Genomic DNA, 17,519 nt, shown 5'->3' on the forward strand with positions numbered 1-17,519 from the left:
ACACGGTCGCGTCGCCGCGGCCCGCCCACCCGCCCGCGTCGGTCTCGAAGTCGTCGTCGAGCACGACGGCCGGCGACAGCGCGCGCGCCGGCGCGGCGCCCGGGACGACCACCGCCGCGACCGCGGCGAGGGCGACCAGGGCCGCGGCGAGGACGACGGCGAGGGCGGTGCGGGCCCGCTCCGTGACGGCGAGCGACCGGACGGCGGGGCCCGGGTCGGCGGGGCTCGGGACGGCGGGGCCGGCGGACGGCATGCGGACGCTCCTTCGCGCGCGGGAGGGCCGCCGGGTGGCGGCCCGCCGCGACGCTAGGGCGGCACGACGGGCCGGGTCAGCCTGTGAAACGTTTCCCGGCCCGTCGCGACGGCGTACGCGTGCGCGTCCGCGCCGTGCGTCAGCCGACGGCGAGCGGCGCGACGATCTGCTCGACCTGGTCCTTCGCGTCGCCGAAGAGCATCGCGGTGTTCTCGCGGAAGAACAGCGGGTTCTGCACGCCCGCGTAGCCCGTGGCCATCGACCGCTTGAACACGACGACCTGCTTGGCCTTCCACACCTCGAGCACCGGCATGCCCGCGATGGGCGACGACGGGTCGTCGAGCGCGGCGGGGTTGACGGTGTCGTTCGCGCCGATCACGAGGACGACGTCGACGTCGCCGAAGTCGTCGTTGATCTCGTCCATCTCGAGCACGATGTCGTACGGCACCTTGGCCTCGGCCAGCAGCACGTTCATGTGCCCGGGCAGGCGGCCGGCGACGGGGTGGACGGCGAACCGCACGTCGGTGCCCTGCGCGCGCAGCTTGGCGACGAGGTCGGCCACCGGGTACTGCGCCTTGGCGACGGCCATGCCGTACCCGGGGGCGATGACGACGCTGCGCGCCTCGCGCAGCATCTCGGCGACCTCGCCGGCGCTGACCTCACGGTGCTCGCCGTAGTCCCGGTCCACCGCCGCCACGGTGCCGCCCTCGGCGCCGAAGCCGCCGAGGATGACGGACACGAACGACCGGTTCATGGCCGTGCACATGATGAAGGACAGGATCGCGCCCGAGGACCCGACGAGCGCACCGACGACGATCAGCAGGTCGTTGCTCAGCATGAAGCCCGCGGCCGCGGCCGCCCAGCCCGAGTACGAGTTGAGCATCGACACGACGACCGGCATGTCACCCCCGCCGATCGAGGCGACGAGGTGCCAGCCGAGCGCGAGCGCGACGACGGTCATGAGCACGAGCGGCAGCAGCGAGGGCGAGGCGAGGAACCACGCGAGGAGCCCCGCGGACGCGACGAGCGCACCGAGGTTGAGCGCGTTGCGACCCGGCAGCATGAGCGGTGCGCTCTTCATGCGCGCCGACAGCTTGAGGAACGCGACGACCGAGCCGGTGAACGTCACGGCGCCGATGAGCACGCCGAGGAACACCTCGACCAGGTGCAGCGCGTCGGGGGCCTCGGTGAGGTACGAGTTGTAGCCGACGAGCACGGCCGCGAGGCCGACGAACGAGTGCAGCACCGCGATCATCTCGGGCATCTGCGTCATCTCGACGCGGCGTGCCCGCGCGGTGCCGACGACCGCCCCGAGCGTCAGCGCCATCGCGATGAGCAGGAGCGTGACGGCGACGGGCCGCTGCGAGCGGTCGGCCGCGAGCGCGACCGTGGCGAGCAGCGCGAGCCCCATGCCCGCCATGCCGTAGAGGTTGCCGCGCCGCGCGGTCTCCTGCTTGCTGAGCCCCGCGAGGGACAGCACGAACAGGATGGCGGCGATGAGGTAGACGGCCTGGGCCAGCGACGTGAGCACGACCGTCACGCCTCCTTCCGGAACATGTGGATCATGCGGAACGCGACGAGGAACCCGCCGAAGATGTTGATCGCCGCGACCGTCGCCGCCACGAACGCGAGCGTGCTGACCACCCACGACTCGTGCCCGATCTGCAGCAGCGCGCCGACCAGGATGATCCCGCTGATGGCGTTGGTCGTGGCCATGAGCGGCGTGTGCAGCGAGTGGCTGACGTTCGAGATGACGTAGTAGCCGACCACCACCGCGAGCGCGAAGACCGTCGCGTGGCTGAGGAACGACGCGGGGGCGGCCGTCAGCGCGACGGCCGTGAGCACCGCGCCGAGCCCCGCGAGCACGCCGTTGCGGCGCTGCCGGCGCTGCGCCGCGGCCTGCGCGGCGGCCTTCTTCGCCGCGAGCTCCTCGGGCGTCTCGACCGGGGCGGCCGGGGTGGCGGCCGGGGCGGCGGAGACCGCGACGGGCGGCGGCGGCCACGTGACGTCGCCGCCCGTGGTCACCGTCATGCCGCGCTGCACGGGGTCGTCGAGGTCGAGCACGAGCTCGCCGTCCTTGCCGGGCGTGAGCAGCGCGAGCAGGTGCACGACGTTCGTGCCGAACAGCTGCGACGTGTGCTGCGGCATGCGGCTCGGCAGGTCGGTCCAGCCGAGCACGACCACGCCGTTGTCGGACACCACGCGCTCGCCCGGCACGGTGAGCTCGCAGTTGCCGCCGCCGGACGCCGCGAGGTCGACGATCACCGACCCGGGCGCCATCGCGGCGACCATCTCCTTGGTGATGGTGCGCGGCGCCTGCCCGCGGACCAGCGCCGTGGTGACGACGACGTTGGCCCACGCGGTCTGCTCGGCGTACATCTGCGCCGTGAGGCGCTCCTGCTCGGCCGTGAGCTCGCGCGCGTAGCCGTCGGTCGAGACCTCCTGGCTCGCGCCCTCGGCCTGCACGAACGTCGCGCCCATCGACTCGATCTGCTCGCCGACCTCGGGTCGCACGTCGAACGCGCGGACCTGCGCGCCGAGGCTGCTCGCGGTGCCGAGGGCCGCGAGGCCCGCGACGCCCGCGCCGATGACGAACACGTTCGCGGGCGGGGTCTTGCCGGCGGCCGTGACCTGCCCGGTGAACATGCCGCCGAACTCCTCGGCGGCCTCGATGACCGCGCGGTACCCGGCGACGTTCGAGAGCGTCGAGAGCACGTCGAGGGCCTGCGCGCGCGAGATGCGCGGCACGGCGTCGAGCGCGAGCGCCGTGACGCCGTGCGCGGCGAGCCGCGCGGGCAGGTCGGGGTCGGCGAACGGCGCCATGGTCGCGACGAGCGTCGCGCCCGCGCGCATGGCCCCGACGTCCGACGGCAGGTGGACCGCCGTGACGACGTCGCTGGCCAGGACCTCCTCGCGGTCCGCGACCCGCGCGCCGGCGGCCTCGTACGCCTCGTCCGTGAACGTCGCGGCCGCGCCCGCGTCCCGCTCGACGACGACCTCGTAGCCCAGGTCGCGGAGCTTGGCGACGGTCCGGGGCGTCGCGGCGACGAGCCGCTCCCCCGGGCGCTGCTCGCGCGGGACGCCGATCCTCATGCGTGCTCTCCTTCGACGGTGACCGGGGCGGGACGTGGGTCCCGCTCACGCGCCCATCCTGGTCGGACGCGGCGCGGACGGGCTCGGACCTTTGGCCCGGAATGCGCTTTCTAGCTGCAGGCGCGGCCACCGAGGGCCCACGACCCGCCCCGTCGTCTCACCACCCGAGACATGGCCGGCGCCCGGGGTGCGCCCGGTCCCCCGGGCGCCGGTGCCGACGCGTCAGGCGGAGGCCTCGGCGGAACGCGCCGACGACTCCCACGCGGCGGTCGCGCGCCGCAGCGCACCCTCGGCGTCCAGCCCGTCGCGGTGCGCGGCGGCGACGAGCGCGAGCAGCCGCTCCCCCAGCGCCCGGTCGTCGAGCGGCGGCACGTCGCGGGCGGTGGCGCCGTCCGGTGCCGCGGGCGGCAGCGGGGCGGCCGCGAGCAGGCCCGCACGGTCGGCGCGGGCCACGAGCTTCTCGGCGCGGGACAGCGCGCCGAGCGACGGCGGCACGCCGTCCAGCGCCGACGCGCGCGTCACCTTCTCCTCGCGCTTGAGCCGCTCGTACGCGTCGTGCACGGCCGCCACGTCGAGGCCCGCGTCCGGCAGGTCGGACCCGTCGGGCGCGAACACGTGCGGGTGCCGCCGGACCAGCTTGGCCGCGAGCCCGTCCGCGACGTCGGCGAGGTCGAACGGGTCGTCGGGGTGCTCGGCCGCGACGCGCGCGTGGAACAGCACCTGCTGCAGCACGTCGCCGAGCTCCTCGCGCAGCCCCGCACGGTCACCCGTCTCGACGGCCTCGACCAGCTCGTGCGCCTCGTCGACCACGAACTGCTGCAGCGTCGCGTGCGTCTGCGCCCCCACCCAGGGGCAGCCGCCCGGCGAGCGCAGGCGGTCCATGAGCGCGACGACGCGCTCGAGCGCCTCGACCTGCGCGGCGCTCGAGCGGGCCGAGCCGACGGACCGCACGGCGTCGCCCTCGGGCGGCGCCGCGTCGACGGTCACGGCGCGGGCGTCGGAGCCGGCGTGCTGCCGTCCTCCGGCACCGCGGCGGCGTCGCGGCCGCCCTCGGGCACGATCCACGACGGCGCGACCGGCGCCGTGACCCCGGTCTCGGGCGTGTAGTCGCCGAACCGGGGGTTCACCTCGACGTCGGCGGCCGAGATCTTCTCCTGGTACTCGAGCATCGCGTCCTGCGCGTCGGGCACGTCCCGCAGCCCGGTGACCGCGAGCGAGTACCGCGCGACGGCCAGGGCGCCCTCGCCGAACTCGGCGTCGGCCGCGGCCTCCGCACCGAGGGCCTGCTCGGTCACCGAGCGCAGCAGGTCCAGCGCCTGCTCGTCGCTCACCCCGACGCCCCGCTCGGCCGCGACCTCGGTCGCGAACGGCTCGTTGATGAGCACGCCGAGCACGTCGTTGGTGCCCGCGCCCTGGAAGATCGGCTTGAGCTCCTCGTCCGCCCGCGCGAGCTCGGCGGTCGAGATCGTCCGCCCGTCCACGACCGCCGCGGCCCCGGGCTGCCCCGAGCACCCCGCGAGCAGCGCCACCGCCGCCACCGTGCCCGCCATCAGCCGTCCGCGTCCTCGCGTCCGTCGCACCGCCACCAGGGCCTCCCGCTCACGTTCCGTGGGTGTCGCCCGACATCGTAGGCCCGAACGACGTGCGCGCCGCGCCGCGGGCGCGGCACGCACGTCAGCGCCCGGTCGTGCCGACCGACGCCGCGACCGACACGTCGCCGCGCACGACCGCGTCGATGAACTGCCGCGCCCACGTCATGACCTCGCGGCCGTGCAACGGCTTGCCGCCGATGCGCGCGGTCGTGGGGAACGGGACGAGGACCGTGCGCACCGCGGGCTTGACGACCGACCCGGGGTACAGCCGCTTGAGCCGCAGCTGCGCCGACTCGGGCAGCTCGACCGGCGCGAACCGCACGAACCTGCCCTGGGCGGTGACGTCCGCGATGCCCGCGGCCCGCACGTGCAGCCGGAACTGCGCGACCTCGAAGAGGTTGTCGACCGCCGGCGGCACGGCCCCGTACCTGTCCGTGAGCTCGGCGCGGACCTCGCGGAGCGTCGTCTCGTCGAGCGCCGCGGCGATCTTGCGGTACGCCTCGAGGCGCAGCCGCTCGTGCGCGATGTAGTCGTGCGGGATGTGCGCGTCGACCGGCAGCTCGATCGTGACGTCGGGCTGCTCCTCGGCCTCCTCGCCGCGGAACGACGCGACCGCCTCGCCGACCATCCGCACGTACAGGTCGAACCCGACGCCCTCGATGTGGCCCGACTGCTCGCCGCCGAGCAGGTTGCCCGCGCCGCGGATCTCGAGGTCCTTCATGGCGACGGCCATGCCGGCACCGAGGTCGGTGTGCGCCGCGATGGTCTGGAGCCGGTCGTGCGCGGTCTCGGTGAGCGGCACCTCGGGCGGGTACAGGAAGTACGCGTACGCGCGCTCGCGGCCGCGCCCCACGCGCCCGCGCAGCTGGTGCAGCTGCGACAGCCCCAGCCGGTCCGCGCGCTCGAGGATCAGGGTGTTCGCGTTCGAGATGTCGAGCCCCGTCTCCACGATGGTCGTGCAGACCAGCACGTCGAACTTCTTCTCCCAGAAGTCGACGATCACCTGCTCGAGCTGGTGCTCGCCCATCTTGCCGTGCGCGACCGCGACGCGGGCCTCGGGCACGAGCTCGTTGAGCCGCGACGCGGTGCGCTCGATCGACTCGACCTTGTTGTGCACGTAGAAGACCTGGCCCTCGCGCAGCAGCTCGCGGCGGATCGCCGCGGAGATCTGCTTCTCCTCGTACGGGCCGACGAACGTCAGCACGGGGTGCCGCTCCTCGGGCGGCGTCGCCAGCGTCGACATCTCGCGGATGCCGGTGACCGCCATCTCGAGCGTGCGCGGGATCGGCGTCGCGCTCATCGCGAGCACGTCGACGTTGGCGCGCAGCGCCTTGAGCGTCTCCTTGTGCTCGACGCCGAACCGCTGCTCCTCGTCGATGATGACCAGGCCGAGGTCCTTGAACCGCACCTCGCCCGTGAGGAGCCGGTGCGTGCCGATGACGACGTCGACGGACCCGTCCGACAGCCCCTCGACGACCTCCTTGGACTCCTTCGGCGTCTGGAAGCGCGACAGCGCCTTGACCGTCACCGGGTACGGCGCGTAGCGCTCGGCGAACGTGTCGTAGTGCTGCTGGACCAGCAGGGTCGTCGGCACCAGGACCGCGACCTGCTTGCCGTCCTGCACGGCCTTGAACGCCGCCCGCACCGCGATCTCGGTCTTGCCGTAGCCGACGTCGCCGCAGATCAGCCGGTCCATGGGGACCGTCTTCTCCATGTCGGCCTTGACCTCGTCGATCGTCGCGAGCTGGTCGGGCGTCTCGACGTACGCGAACGCGTCCTCGAGCTCGCGCTGCCACGGCGTGTCCGGGGCGAACGCGTGCCCGGGCGTGGCCATCCGCGCCGAGTACAGCCGGATGAGCTCGGCCGCGATCTCCTTGACGGCCTTGCGCGCGCGACCCTTGGTCTTCTGCCAGTCGGACCCGCCCATGCGGTTGAGCGACGGGGCCTCGCCGCCCACGTACTTCGTCACCTGGTCGAGCTGGTCGGTCGGCACGAACAGCCGGTCGCCGGGCTGCCCGCGCTTCGACGACGCGTACTCGACGACCAGGTACTCGCGCGTCGCCGCGCTCGCACCCGTGCCGATCGTGCGCTGCACGAGCTCGACGAACCGCCCGACGCCGTGCTGCTCGTGCACGACGAAGTCGCCCGGCCGCAGCTGCAGCGGGTCCACGACGTTGCGACGACGGCTCGGCATGCGCCGCATGTCGCGCGTGCTCGAGCCGGCGCGGCCCGTGAGGTCGGACTCGCTGAACAGCGCGACGCGCAGCTGCTCGTGCACGAAACCGGGGCCCGCGGGGGCGGGGACGACGAGCACGACGCCGCCCTCGGGCTCGTCGTCGAGGGTCGCGACGAGCCGCGCGGGCACGTCGGCGGACCGCAGCTGCTCGACCATGCGCTGCGCCGGGCCGTGCCCCTCGGTCGCGAGCACGAGCCGCCAGCCGTCCTGCTGCAGGCGCCGCACGTCCGACACGGCGCGCGCGACCTCGCCGCGGTACCGCTCGACCTCGCGCGCCGCGACCACGAGCGTCCGCGCGTCGGGCGCGGCGGTGGGTGCGTCGTGCGGCGCGTCGTCGTGGCCCGTCGCGTCGTCGCCCGTGACCGCGTCGGCGTCGAGGGTGAAGCCCGACAGCGTCCACCAGCCCAGGCCGCGCACCGCGGCGAGCGCGCGGACCTCGGCGAACGAGGCGAACGACGCGGCCGACAGGTCGAGCGGCGTCGCGGCGCCGGCGGCGGCCGACGTCCACGCGGCCTCGAGGAACTCCTGCGTCGTGGCCACCAGGTCGTGCGCGCGGCGCCGCACGCGCTCGGGGTCGACGAGCACGAGCAGCGACGCGTCCGGCACGAGGTCGAGCACGGGGACCATGCGCTCGACGAGCGCGGGCGCGAGCGACTCCATGCCCTCGACCGCGATGCCCTCGGCGAGCTTGTCGAGCATGTCGAGCGCACCGGGCAGGCGCTCGCGCAGCGCGGCGGCGCGCTCGCGCACGTCGTCGGTGAGCAGGATCTCGCGGCACGGCGGCGCCCACAGGCCGTGGTCGGCGACCTCGAGCGAGCGCTGGTCGGCGACCGAGAACCAGCGGATCTCCTCGACGTCCTCGCCCCACAGCTCGATGCGCAGCGGGTGGTCCTCGGTGGGCGGGAAGACGTCGAGGATGCCGCCGCGCACGGCGAACTCGCCGCGCCGCTCGACCATGTCGACGCGCGCGTACGCGGCGTCGACGAGGCGCTGCGCGACGTCGTCGAGGTCGACGCGGTCGCCCGTGCGGATCTCGACGGGGCGCAGCTCGCCCAGGCCGTCGACGACCGGCTGGAGCAGCGCGCGCACGGGCATGACCAGGACGCGGACCGGTCCGGCGGGCCCGGGCTCGGGGTCGGGGTGCGCGAGGCGGCGGAACACCGCGAGCCGCCGCGCGACCGTGTCGGCGCGTGGGCTGAGACGCTCGTGCGGCAGGGTCTCCCAGCTCGGCAGCACCGCGACGTCGTCGTCCGGGAGGTAGCAGCGCAGCGCGCCCGCGAGCTCGTCGGCGTCGCGGCCCGTCGCGGTGACGACGACCAGCGGACGCACCGCGGCGGGGTCGGGCGCGGGACCGGTCGTCGGGTGCCCGCCCGCGAGCGCCGCGAGGAGCGGGGGACGCACGCCGGCGGGGCCGACGACGTCGAGCTCGCCGCGCGCACGGACGGACGCGACGGCCTCGGCGGCCGCGGGGTCGGCGAGCAGGGCGGGCAGGAGGCCGGTCAGGTCCATCGGGGGTCCTTCGTGCGGGGTGGCGGGCGGCGACGGCAGCACGCGAGCCCCGGATCCGCGCGGGACCGGGGTTGCTGCACGATTCTACGGACGCCCGCCGACACCGCCCCCGGGGCCGTGGGGGGCACGGGCCCCGGGGGCGAGCGCGGGCGGCCACGCCGCCCGTCAGGACCGCGGCTCACACCGCGGGTCGCTCCAGCTCCGCGAGCGCCGCCCGCAGGATCGTGCTCGACGTGTGGACCGTGTACGGGAAGTACACGACCTCGACGCCGACCCGCGCGAACCGCCGCTCGAGCTCCTCGCCCTTCGGCGTGCCGCGCCAGTCGTCGCCCTTGAAGAAGACGTCGAACCGCAGCTCGCGCCACGTGTCGAGCTTGTCGAGGAGCACCTCGTGGTGGACCTCGTCGACGTAGGAGATGTGGGACACGATCTCGGCGCGCTCGACGAGCGGCACGACGGGCCGGCGCCCCTTGGTGATCTCGAGCACCTCGTCGGCCACGACGCCCGCGATCAGGTGGTCGCACCGCGCCTTGGCGTGCCGCAGCAGGTTGAGGTGCCCCACGTGGAAGAGGTCGAACGCCCCGGCCGCGTACCCGACGCGGGCGCCGTCGCCGCGGCTCACGCCGCGACCCCCGCGCCCGTGCGGGCCACCAGGCCGCGCAGCAGCCCGACGTAGCGCGCGCGTGCCGCGGGCTCGCCGTAGGTCTCCTCGCCGAGCCGGCGCGCCGCGGCGGCCAGCCGGTCGCGCAGCCCACGGTCGGCCCGGAGCCGCTCGACGGCGGCCAGCAGCGCGTCGGCGTCGCCCGGCGGCACGACGAGCGCGGCGTCCGCCGCGACGAGCTGGCGACCCGCGATCCCCTCGCGCTCGACCGCGGCGAGCACCGGGCGCCCGGCCGCGGTGTAGCTCGTGAGCTTGCTCGGCAGGCACATCTCGCGCACGCCCGGACGCTCGTGCAGCAGCAGCACGTCGGCCGCGGCCAGCACGAGCGGGTACCGCTCGGCGTCGACGGGGTCCAGGACGCGGACCGTCGGCAGGCCGGCCGCCGCCGCCACGAGCTCGTCGCGGCAGTTGCCCGACCCCACGAGCACCAGCTCGACCCCCGTCACGCCGCGCGCCGCCGCCAGCAGCGCGGCCTCGACGACGTGCTCGAGCCCCTGCTTGCGCCCCATGTTGCCCGTGTGGACGACACGGAACACCGACGGGTCCCAGCCGAGCCGCGCGCACGCCTCGTCACGGGTCGACGCGCTGGGACGCACGTGCGTGAAGTTGCCGACCTCGACGATCCGGTCGGCCGGCACGCCGGCGGCCGTGAGCGTCGCGCCGAACTGCGGCGTGATGACGCCGACCGCGGCGCACCGCCGCAGCAGCGCGACCTCGGCGCGGCCGATGAGCGACGCCGCGGCCCCGCCGGTCGAGCCGGACTCCTGCGCGCCGCGCCCGGTGAGGTCCTGCACGACGACGCCCACGGGCCGGCCGCGCGCCCCCGTGACCGCCGCGGCCAGCGCCGACATCGACGGCGTCACGGCCACGACGACGCCCGCGGCGCTGCGCCGCACGAGCGGCGTCGCGCGCCGCAGGAACGACGCCTCCATGCGCGCGCGTCCGCGCAGGTCCGCGGACGCGGGGACGTGGTGCCGGACGCGGTGCAGCGCCACCGCGCCGTCGCGCTCGTGCCAGGACCGCCCGCGGGCGTACCGCTCGTCCTCGACGCGCCAGGCCGGGTAGTGGGGCACTCCCGTGACGACGTCGACGACGGCACCCGCGTCGGCCCACGCGCGGGCCATCGCGGTCGTGTACGGCGCGATCCCCGTGGTCTCGGGCGCGTAGTTGATGCCGACGAGGCACACGCGGCCCAGGCCGGACGCCCCGACCTCGCGGCGGTCCGCCGCGACGTGGTCGACGGTGGTGGCCACGTCAGCTCCCACCCAGCGCGCGGACCTCGGCCTCGGTCATGATCGCCGCGAGCTCGGGCGTGTGGACCTTCGCCGTCCAGCCCAGCTCGTCGGCCGCCTTGGAGGCGTCGCCGATCAGCGCGTCCACCTCCGTGGGCCGCAGGTAGCGCGGGTCGAACTCGACGTGGTCCTGCCAGTCCAGGCCGACGTGCTCGAAGCAGTGACCGAGGAAGTCGCGCACGGTCGAGGCGACGCCGGTCGCGAGCACGTAGTCCGAGGGCGCGTCGGCCTGCAGCATGCGCCACATGCCCTCGACGTACTCCTTCGCGTAGCCCCAGTCACGCACGGCGTCGAGGTTGCCGAGGTAGAGCGTGTCCTGCTTGCCGGCGGCGATCCGCGCGGCCGCCGCCGCGATCTTGCGGGTCACGAACGTCTCGCCGCGCCGCGGCGACTCGTGGTTGAACAGGATCCCGTTGACCGCGTACATGCCGTAGGCCTCGCGGTAGTTGCGGGTCATCCAGTACGAGTAGACCTTCGCGGCGCCGTAGGGCGAGCGCGGCCAGAACGGCGTGAGCTCGTTCTGCGGCGGCGGCGTCGCACCGAACATCTCCGAGCTCGACGCCTGGTAGAAGCGCGTCTGCACACCCGTCGCCCGGATCGCCTCGAGCAGGCGCGTCGAGCCCATGCCCGTCGTCTGGCCCGTGAACTCGGGCTCGTCGAAGCTGACGCGCACGTGCGACTGCGCCGCGAGGTTGTAGACCTCGTCCGGGTGGACCTTCTCGAGCAGGGTCGCGAGCCGCGTGCCGTCCGTGAGGTCCGCGTAGTGCAGGAACAGGCGGGCGCTGGGGTCGTGCGGGTCCTGGTACAGGTGGTCGATCCGCTCGGTGTTGAACGTCGAGGCGCGGCGCACCAGCCCGTGCACCTCGTAGCCCTTCTCGAGCAGCAGCTCCGCCAGGTACGAGCCGTCCTGGCCCGTGATGCCCGTGATCAGCGCCTTCTTGGCCATGGATCCAGCCCTCCCCGTTCGCGACGTTTGGGTCAAAGTAGCCATGTTTGTCCCTTTCGCGGGACCTTGTGGTGGAAAATCACCCGTCCGCCGCGGCACGGGCGACCCCCGCGTCGGTACGTTCGACGGGTGCGCCCGCGCCGGCGCACCACGACGGCAGGGAGGACCCCCATGGAGGTGTCGGTGGTGCGCCGCCTCGCGACCGCGCAGAAGTCCGCACGGGGCGTGTCCCTCTACTCGCGGCACGTCAACCGCCCGTGGGGTCGTCTGCTCGCGGCCGCGGCCGTCCACCTGGGGCTGTCCGCCCAGACCGTGACCTACCTCTCCGCCGCCGTGACCGCGACGGCAGCGCTGCTGCTCGCGCTCGTGCCGCCGTCGGTGGCGCTCGGCGCGGGCGTCGCCGTGCTGCTCGCGCTCGGCTTCGCGCTCGACTCGGCCGACGGGCAGGTCGCCCGGCTCACGGGCACCGGGTCGCTCGCCGGCGAGTGGACCGACCACGTCGTCGACGCCGGGAAGATGGTGCTCGTGCACGCCGCGGTGCTCGTCGGCTGGGCCCGCTGGGACGTCGTCGACGGCGCGTGGCTGCTCGTGCCGCTCGCGGCGCAGCTCGTCGCGACCGTCGGGTTCGCCGGCGGCACGCTCGCCGAGCTGCTGGCCCGCAGCGCCCCGGACGGCGACGACGGGCCCACGGCCCCCCGCCCGCCGTCCACGGCGCGCGCGCTCGCCCTGCTCCCCGCCGACTACGGCGTGCTGTGCTGGACGTTCGCGCTGTGGGGCGCGGGCACGGCGTTCCGCTGGGCGTACGCGACGGTCGTGCTGCTCACGGCCCTCGTGGTCGTCGCGCTGCTGCGCCGCTGGTTCGCGGGCCTGCGTCGGCTCGCCGGGGCCCGCCCGTGACGGAGGCCGCGGGAGCGCGCGCACGGCTCGGCGGGGTCGCGGCGGTCGCCGACCAGGGCCTGTCGAGCCTCGGCAGCATCGCGCTGCTCGTGCTGGTCGCGCGCCGCTCCCCCGCCGAGTCCTTCGCCGTCTTCTCGCTCGCGTACGTGGTCTTCACCGTGCTCCTGGGCCTCGTGGCCGCGTACGTCGGCCAGCCGCTCGTGCTCGTGCGCGACCCGGTCGCGCGGCGCCAGGCCGCGGGCGACGCGCTCGCCGCCACCGCCGCCGTCGCGCTCGCGCTCGGCGCCGCCGCCGTCGCGGCGGGGCTCGCCGTCGGGGGCGGCACCGCGCACACGTTCGCCGCGCTCGGCGCGGTGCTCGTCGTGCTGCTCACGGTCGAGGTCGCGCGGTACGCGTTCGCGGCCGCGCGCGAGCCGCACCTCGCGCTCGCGGTCGACGCCACCAAGGTCGCCGTGCTCGTCGCCGTGCTCGCGCTCGTGCCCACCCCGACGCCCGCCGCCGCGGTGCTCGCCTGGGGCGCGGCGTACGTCCCCGCGCTGGTCGTCGCGCTCGCCCTGCTCGCGCGCCGCGTCGCCCGGCCCCGGCGCCCGTTCGCGGCCCTGGTCGCGCGCGACCACCTGGGACGACGCTTCGCGACCGAGTTCGCCGTCGGCAACGGCTCGAGCCAGCTGACCGTCCTGGGGCTCGGCACGTTCGGCACCCCCGCGGCCGTCGGCGCCCTGCGGGGCGCGTCGACCGTGTTCGGGCCGCTCAACGTGCTGCTCACCGCGTCGACGTCGTTCGGGCCGCCCTACGTCGGGCGGCTGGTCGGCGCCCGCGCCCGGGTCCGGGCGGCGGCACGGCTCGGCGGCGCGCTCGCGGTAGTCGCCGGGCTGTGGGGCCTGACGGTGCAGCTGCTGCCCGCGTCCGTGGGCCGGCAGGTGCTGGGCGACACGTGGCAGCACGCGCACGCGCTGTTCCCGGCGACCACCGCGCAGTACGTCGCGATGGCCCTCGGCTCGGCCGGCATCCTCGCGCTGCGCGTCGTCGCACCGCGCGCGACGCTCGCGATCCAGGTCGTGTTCTCGGCCACGACCGTCGTGCTCGTCGTCGCCGGCTACCTCGTCGGCGGCGTGCTCGGCGCGGCCTGGGGCCTCGCGCTCGGCTCGGCGCTCAAGGCCGTCGCGCTGTGGGTGCGCGCCGCACGGCTGCGGGGCTCGGCCCTGCCGGACGACCTCGCCGCGCCCACCGACCGCGACGGCACGGCGCCGCGCGCAGCGACCGTCGGCGCGGCCTCGTCGGCGTCCGACCAGCGCCGCATCTGACGGTCCCAGAGCACCAGCACCAGGCCGCACGCCGCGAGGATCGCGAGCCGCCCCATGGCCTGCAGCAGCGACCCCCGCAGCAGGATGAACGCGTACCCGGCGACCACGGGCACGACGACGAGGACCGGGTCGCTCACACGCGCGCGCCGGAGCGCCACGAGGTAGCGGCGGTCCGCGCGCGCCGCGGCGAGGCCCAGCGCCGCCGACCCGAGGACGACCGCGACCCAGCCGCCGTCGACCCACAGCTCCGCCCACCACGGCGACGACAGGTTGGTGTTGACCGTGCCCATCCACTCGCCCACCAGGACCCCGGTGTCCTGCGCCTTGCCGGGCCAGACCTGCCGCGGCACGAAGAACAGCACGGCGCCGAGCAGCTGCCGCCCACCCGTGTGACCCTCGCCGACCTGCGTGTACGTCACGGTGTTGGCGACCATGACCATCTGGTCGAAGTCCTTCATCGCCATGGTCGTGAGCACCGACTGCGACTCCAGGGGCCGGTACCCCGCCTCGTCGTAGCGGAACCGGTCGGCGTAGGGGAAGACGACGACCGCCGCGACCAGGCCGCCGACCAGGACGGTCCGGTACCAGCCGCGCCGCGCACCGACCAGCACGAACACGGTCGACAGCAGCACGGTGAGCGCCCAGTAGCGCGGGTTCGAGACGGGGTTGTTGACGACGACGTTCGCGCCGAGCAGCGCGAGCCAGGTGCCCACGAGCACGACGGACCGACGAGCCGGCCGCACCGTCAGCAGCACCCGCGTCAGCGCCAGGAGCATCACGAGCACCGGCATCGTGCCGCCGCCCCGCAGCAGCGCAGACCCCACCTGCGAGCCCGCGTCGGCCAGGCCCGCCGCGCCGATGCTCTCGCTGATCGCCTGCCGCGACGAGAAGAAGGTCGCGGGCCCGCCGAGCCGGACCACGAGCACCACGCTCACGAGCAGCGCGACCGCCGAGCCCGCGACGAGCAGGCGGTAGGGCCGCAGGTCCGACGGCGGTCCGGTCACGGCGCGGCCGCGGGGGGACGACGGCGCGGCCGGCGCCACGCGCGCCGCGACCGCGCCGTCCGCGTCCGTCGAGCCGCGTGCACCGGACGCGGCCGGGCGACGACGTGCCACGACGAGCTCCGCGACGTCGAAGGCGACGCACCCGACCAGCACGAGCAGGATCGCGGTCGTCAGGTGGTCGCGCGTGCCGACGAACAGCGTGGGGAACTGCCCGATGACCAGCTGCGCGAGCGGCGCGATCCCCATCGCGGTGTACACGAACAGCCAGAACGCCCCCTGCAGCGGGCGCGTGAGCCCGCGCAGCAGCACGAACGCCAGACGCGTGCCGGCGTACGCCGTGAGGAGCAGCTGCAGGACGAACGCGAGGTCGCGCTCGCCGGTGCCGCGCTGCAGCCCGACGACGACGGGGAGCATGCCGCCCAGCACGACCACCAGCGGGGCCGCCCACCACTGCCGCAGGTCGCCCGCCTGCGACGAGCCCGCGCTCACGGTCTCTCACCCGCCGAGGCGCTCCCGGCGCCGCTCGGCGAGCGGTAGCGTGACGCGCGGCCGGCGCGACCCCGTGCTCGGCACCCCCCTCGAGCAGGAGCGACGCCGACGTGCCGACCGCCAGGACGACCGACCCCGCCGCGACCGTCGAGGGGCTGCGGGTGCTCCACGTCGTCACGCTGCACACGCCGGAGAACGCGTTCGGCGGCCCCACGCGCGTGGCGCTCAACCTCGCGCGCGGCCTCAACGCGCGCGGCGGCCGTGCGCGGCTGGTCGCGCTCGCCGACGGCTTCGACGACCTCCCGGACGCGGTCGAGGACGTGCCGGCGCGGCTCTACCGGCGCCGGCGCCTCGCGCCCGCCCTGGAGGTCAGCGGCATCACGTCGATCGCGCTGGGCGCGGACCTGCCGCGCCTGGTGCGGCGGGCCGACGTGGTGCACGTGCACCTCATGCGCGACCTCGTGACGCTGCCCGCCGCCGCGGTGGCGCTCGCCGCGGGCGCACCGCTCGTCGTGCAGACGCACGGCATGGTGGACCCGAGCAGCAAGCCGCTCGCGCGGTTCTTCGACGCGCTCGTCGTGCGCCGCGTGCTCCGCCGCGCGGACGTCCTGCTGCACCTCACGGACGAGGAGCGCGACGACGTCCGCGCGACCGCGCGCACCGCGCTGCCGCACGCACGACGCCTGGTCAACGGGGTCGAGCTGCAGCCCCGCCGGCCGCTGCCGCAGGCCCCGCGCGTGCTGTACCTGGCCCGGCTGCAGGACCGCAAGCGTCCCGAGGACTTCGTGCGCTGCATGCCGGCCGTGCTGGCGCAGCACCCCGGCGCGCGGTTCGTGCTCGCCGGCTCGGACTCCGGGGCGCTGGCACGCACGCTCGCGGTCGCCGACGAGCTGGGCGTGCGCGACTCCCTCGACGTGCTGGGCGGCCTGCCGCACGACGAGGCGCTCGCCGAGCTCGCGCGCGCGAGCGTCTACGTCCTGCCGTCCGTCGGCGAGACGTTCCCGGTCTCGGTCCTCGAGGCCATGGCGTGCGGCGTGCCGGCGGTCGTCACGTCGTCGAACGGCCTCGCGCCGGACGTCGCCGAGGCGGGCGCGGGCGCCGTGGGCGACGACGTCCCGACGCTCGCCGCGGCCGTCGCGCGGCTCCTCGACGCCGACGCGAACGACGCGGCGTCCCGCGCGGCGCACGCGCTGGTGGCGGCGCGCTACTCGATCGACGCGGTGGTCGACGAGCTGGCGCACGCCTACGCCGACGCGCGCGCGGCTCATCCCGCGCGCCGCGCGACGGCCTGATCGGCCCGCTCGAGCTCGCGGACCTTCACGCCGATCTGCCAGTAGTACGTCGCGAGCGCGACGGCGTAGTCGAAGCCGGCGCGGCCGTCGAGGAACCCGCGGCGCGCGACGAACGCGTACACGAAGAACGCGAGCGGCTTGAACGGCACGCGGTCGAACAGCGCGCCCTTGGCGGTGCGGCGCGCGGCCACGTCCGCGCGCAGGGCGGCGTGACGGCGCAGGTACGCCTCCCAGTCGGAGTAGCGGTTGTGCCGGTCGAACCAGCTCGCGACCGGGTCGCGGTCGTCGTGCACGACGCGGTGCCGCAGAGCGCCGACCGTGCCCGTGGTCTCGGGCTGGTAGTGACCCTCGACCTCCCGGATGCCGGGCGCGTCGAGGTCGCCGACCTCGGGGAACGCGCACCGCCGCCGGTCGAGCAGCGAGCGCTTCGTGACGCGGTGGCCGTGCCGCAGGTACCGCCCCGCGAACCGGTACAGCAGGGCGACGTCGTACGCGCCGTGCTCGTCGACGCGCCCGGACCGCACGAGCGCCGCGATCTCGTCGACCAGCGCGGGTGACGGGAACTCGTCGGCGTCGAGGAGCAGCACCCAGTCGTGCCGCACGCCCGCGTGCTCGAGCGACCACTGCTTCTTCTTGGGGTAGCCGCCGTCCCACGTGAACGGCACGACGCGCGCGCCGTGCTCGACCGCGATCTCGGCCGTGCGGTCCGTGCTGCCGGAGTCCACGACGACCACGTCGTCGAAGCGCTCGAGCCGGCGCAGGCTGTTGCCGAGCGTCGCCTCCTCGTTGCGCGTCAGCACGATCACGCTCACCGGGACGTCCCCGCTCATGCCCACCACCCGCCTCTCGTCGCGCGCCCATCGTGCCCGACGCGGACCCCCATACGGCGCAAAGCGGACAGAATCACCCGCTCGCCGGGGCCCTGCGGAGCGACATCACCCGGACGCCGCG

At 75.4% G+C, this 17,519-nt stretch carries 13 protein-coding genes; 2 read left to right on the top strand and 11 right to left on the bottom strand.

All coding sequences use genetic code 11. The annotated features are described in order from the left end of the window. The 9 genes from CS2_RS08750 to gmd all read right to left on the bottom strand — a co-directional run. The coding region (locus tag CS2_RS08750) for a hypothetical protein (protein ID WP_217997374.1) at positions 1-253 on the bottom strand (253 nt) is incomplete at its 3' end. Positions 254-392: 139 nt separating this feature from the next. Then, on the bottom strand, positions 393-1,784 hold the full coding sequence (gene pntB, locus CS2_RS08755) for a Re/Si-specific NAD(P)(+) transhydrogenase subunit beta (RefSeq protein ID WP_070319699.1): 1,392 nt from the start codon (positions 1,782-1,784) through the stop codon (positions 393-395). A 5-nt stretch (positions 1,785-1,789) separates the two neighbouring features. After that, positions 1,790-3,346, bottom strand: coding sequence for a Re/Si-specific NAD(P)(+) transhydrogenase subunit alpha (locus CS2_RS08760; protein ID WP_046530261.1), 1,557 nt, complete (start codon positions 3,344-3,346; stop codon positions 1,790-1,792). Between the two features lie 222 nt (positions 3,347-3,568). After that, positions 3,569-4,333: a MazG nucleotide pyrophosphohydrolase domain-containing protein gene (locus CS2_RS08765; RefSeq protein ID WP_233421125.1), complete on the bottom strand. Its 765-nt coding sequence runs from the start codon at positions 4,331-4,333 to the stop codon at positions 3,569-3,571. Continuing rightward, positions 4,330-4,896: a SurA N-terminal domain-containing protein gene (locus tag CS2_RS08770; protein ID WP_070319676.1), complete on the bottom strand. Its 567-nt coding sequence runs from the start codon at positions 4,894-4,896 to the stop codon at positions 4,330-4,332. The genes CS2_RS08765 and CS2_RS08770 overlap by 4 nt, the downstream gene beginning before the upstream one ends. Before the next feature lie 124 nt (positions 4,897-5,020). Then, positions 5,021-8,683 (bottom strand): transcription-repair coupling factor, encoded by a 3,663-nt coding sequence (mfd, locus tag CS2_RS08775; RefSeq protein ID WP_070319677.1) that lies wholly within the window; start codon positions 8,681-8,683, stop codon positions 5,021-5,023. Between the two features lie 178 nt (positions 8,684-8,861). Then, the gene (locus CS2_RS08780) at positions 8,862-9,305 is read right to left on the bottom strand and encodes an FAD synthase family protein (RefSeq protein ID WP_070319678.1); all 444 of its coding nucleotides are present in this window, start codon (positions 9,303-9,305) and stop codon (positions 8,862-8,864) included. After that, the gene (locus CS2_RS08785) at positions 9,302-10,597 is read right to left on the bottom strand and encodes a glycosyltransferase family 4 protein (RefSeq protein ID WP_070319679.1); all 1,296 of its coding nucleotides are present in this window, start codon (positions 10,595-10,597) and stop codon (positions 9,302-9,304) included. The genes CS2_RS08780 and CS2_RS08785 overlap by 4 nt, the downstream gene beginning before the upstream one ends. A gap of 1 nt (position 10,598) precedes the next feature. Then, positions 10,599-11,582 carry a GDP-mannose 4,6-dehydratase gene (gene gmd / locus CS2_RS08790; protein WP_070319680.1) on the bottom strand — a complete coding sequence of 328 codons (984 nt, stop codon included), beginning with the start codon at positions 11,580-11,582 and terminating at the stop codon, positions 10,599-10,601. A gap of 171 nt (positions 11,583-11,753) precedes the next feature. Between gmd and CS2_RS08795 the strand changes: the two genes are divergently transcribed. Next, positions 11,754-12,479: a CDP-alcohol phosphatidyltransferase family protein gene (locus tag CS2_RS08795; RefSeq protein ID WP_070319681.1), complete on the top strand. Its 726-nt coding sequence runs from the start codon at positions 11,754-11,756 to the stop codon at positions 12,477-12,479. A gap of 1,096 nt (positions 12,480-13,575) precedes the next feature. On the opposite strand, the gene CS2_RS08805 is transcribed toward CS2_RS08795, so the two are convergent. After that, positions 13,576-15,276: a hypothetical protein gene (locus CS2_RS08805; RefSeq protein ID WP_174524298.1), complete on the bottom strand. Its 1,701-nt coding sequence runs from the start codon at positions 15,274-15,276 to the stop codon at positions 13,576-13,578. A gap of 110 nt (positions 15,277-15,386) precedes the next feature. On the opposite strand from CS2_RS08805, the gene CS2_RS08810 reads away from it, so the two are divergent. After that, positions 15,387-16,568: a glycosyltransferase gene (locus CS2_RS08810; RefSeq protein WP_217997375.1), complete on the top strand. Its 1,182-nt coding sequence runs from the start codon at positions 15,387-15,389 to the stop codon at positions 16,566-16,568. Here CS2_RS08810 and CS2_RS08815 read toward each other — a convergent pair. Beyond that, complete coding sequence (locus tag CS2_RS08815; RefSeq protein WP_070319702.1) at positions 16,541-17,398, bottom strand: glycosyltransferase family 2 protein; 858 nt, start codon at positions 17,396-17,398, stop codon at positions 16,541-16,543. The genes CS2_RS08810 and CS2_RS08815 overlap by 28 nt on opposite strands. Between the last annotated feature and the right edge of the window lie 121 nt (positions 17,399-17,519).

Source organism: Cellulomonas iranensis NBRC 101100 = JCM 18110, assembly GCF_001552375.1.
GTDB lineage: Bacteria > Actinomycetota > Actinomycetes > Actinomycetales > Cellulomonadaceae > Cellulomonas > Cellulomonas iranensis.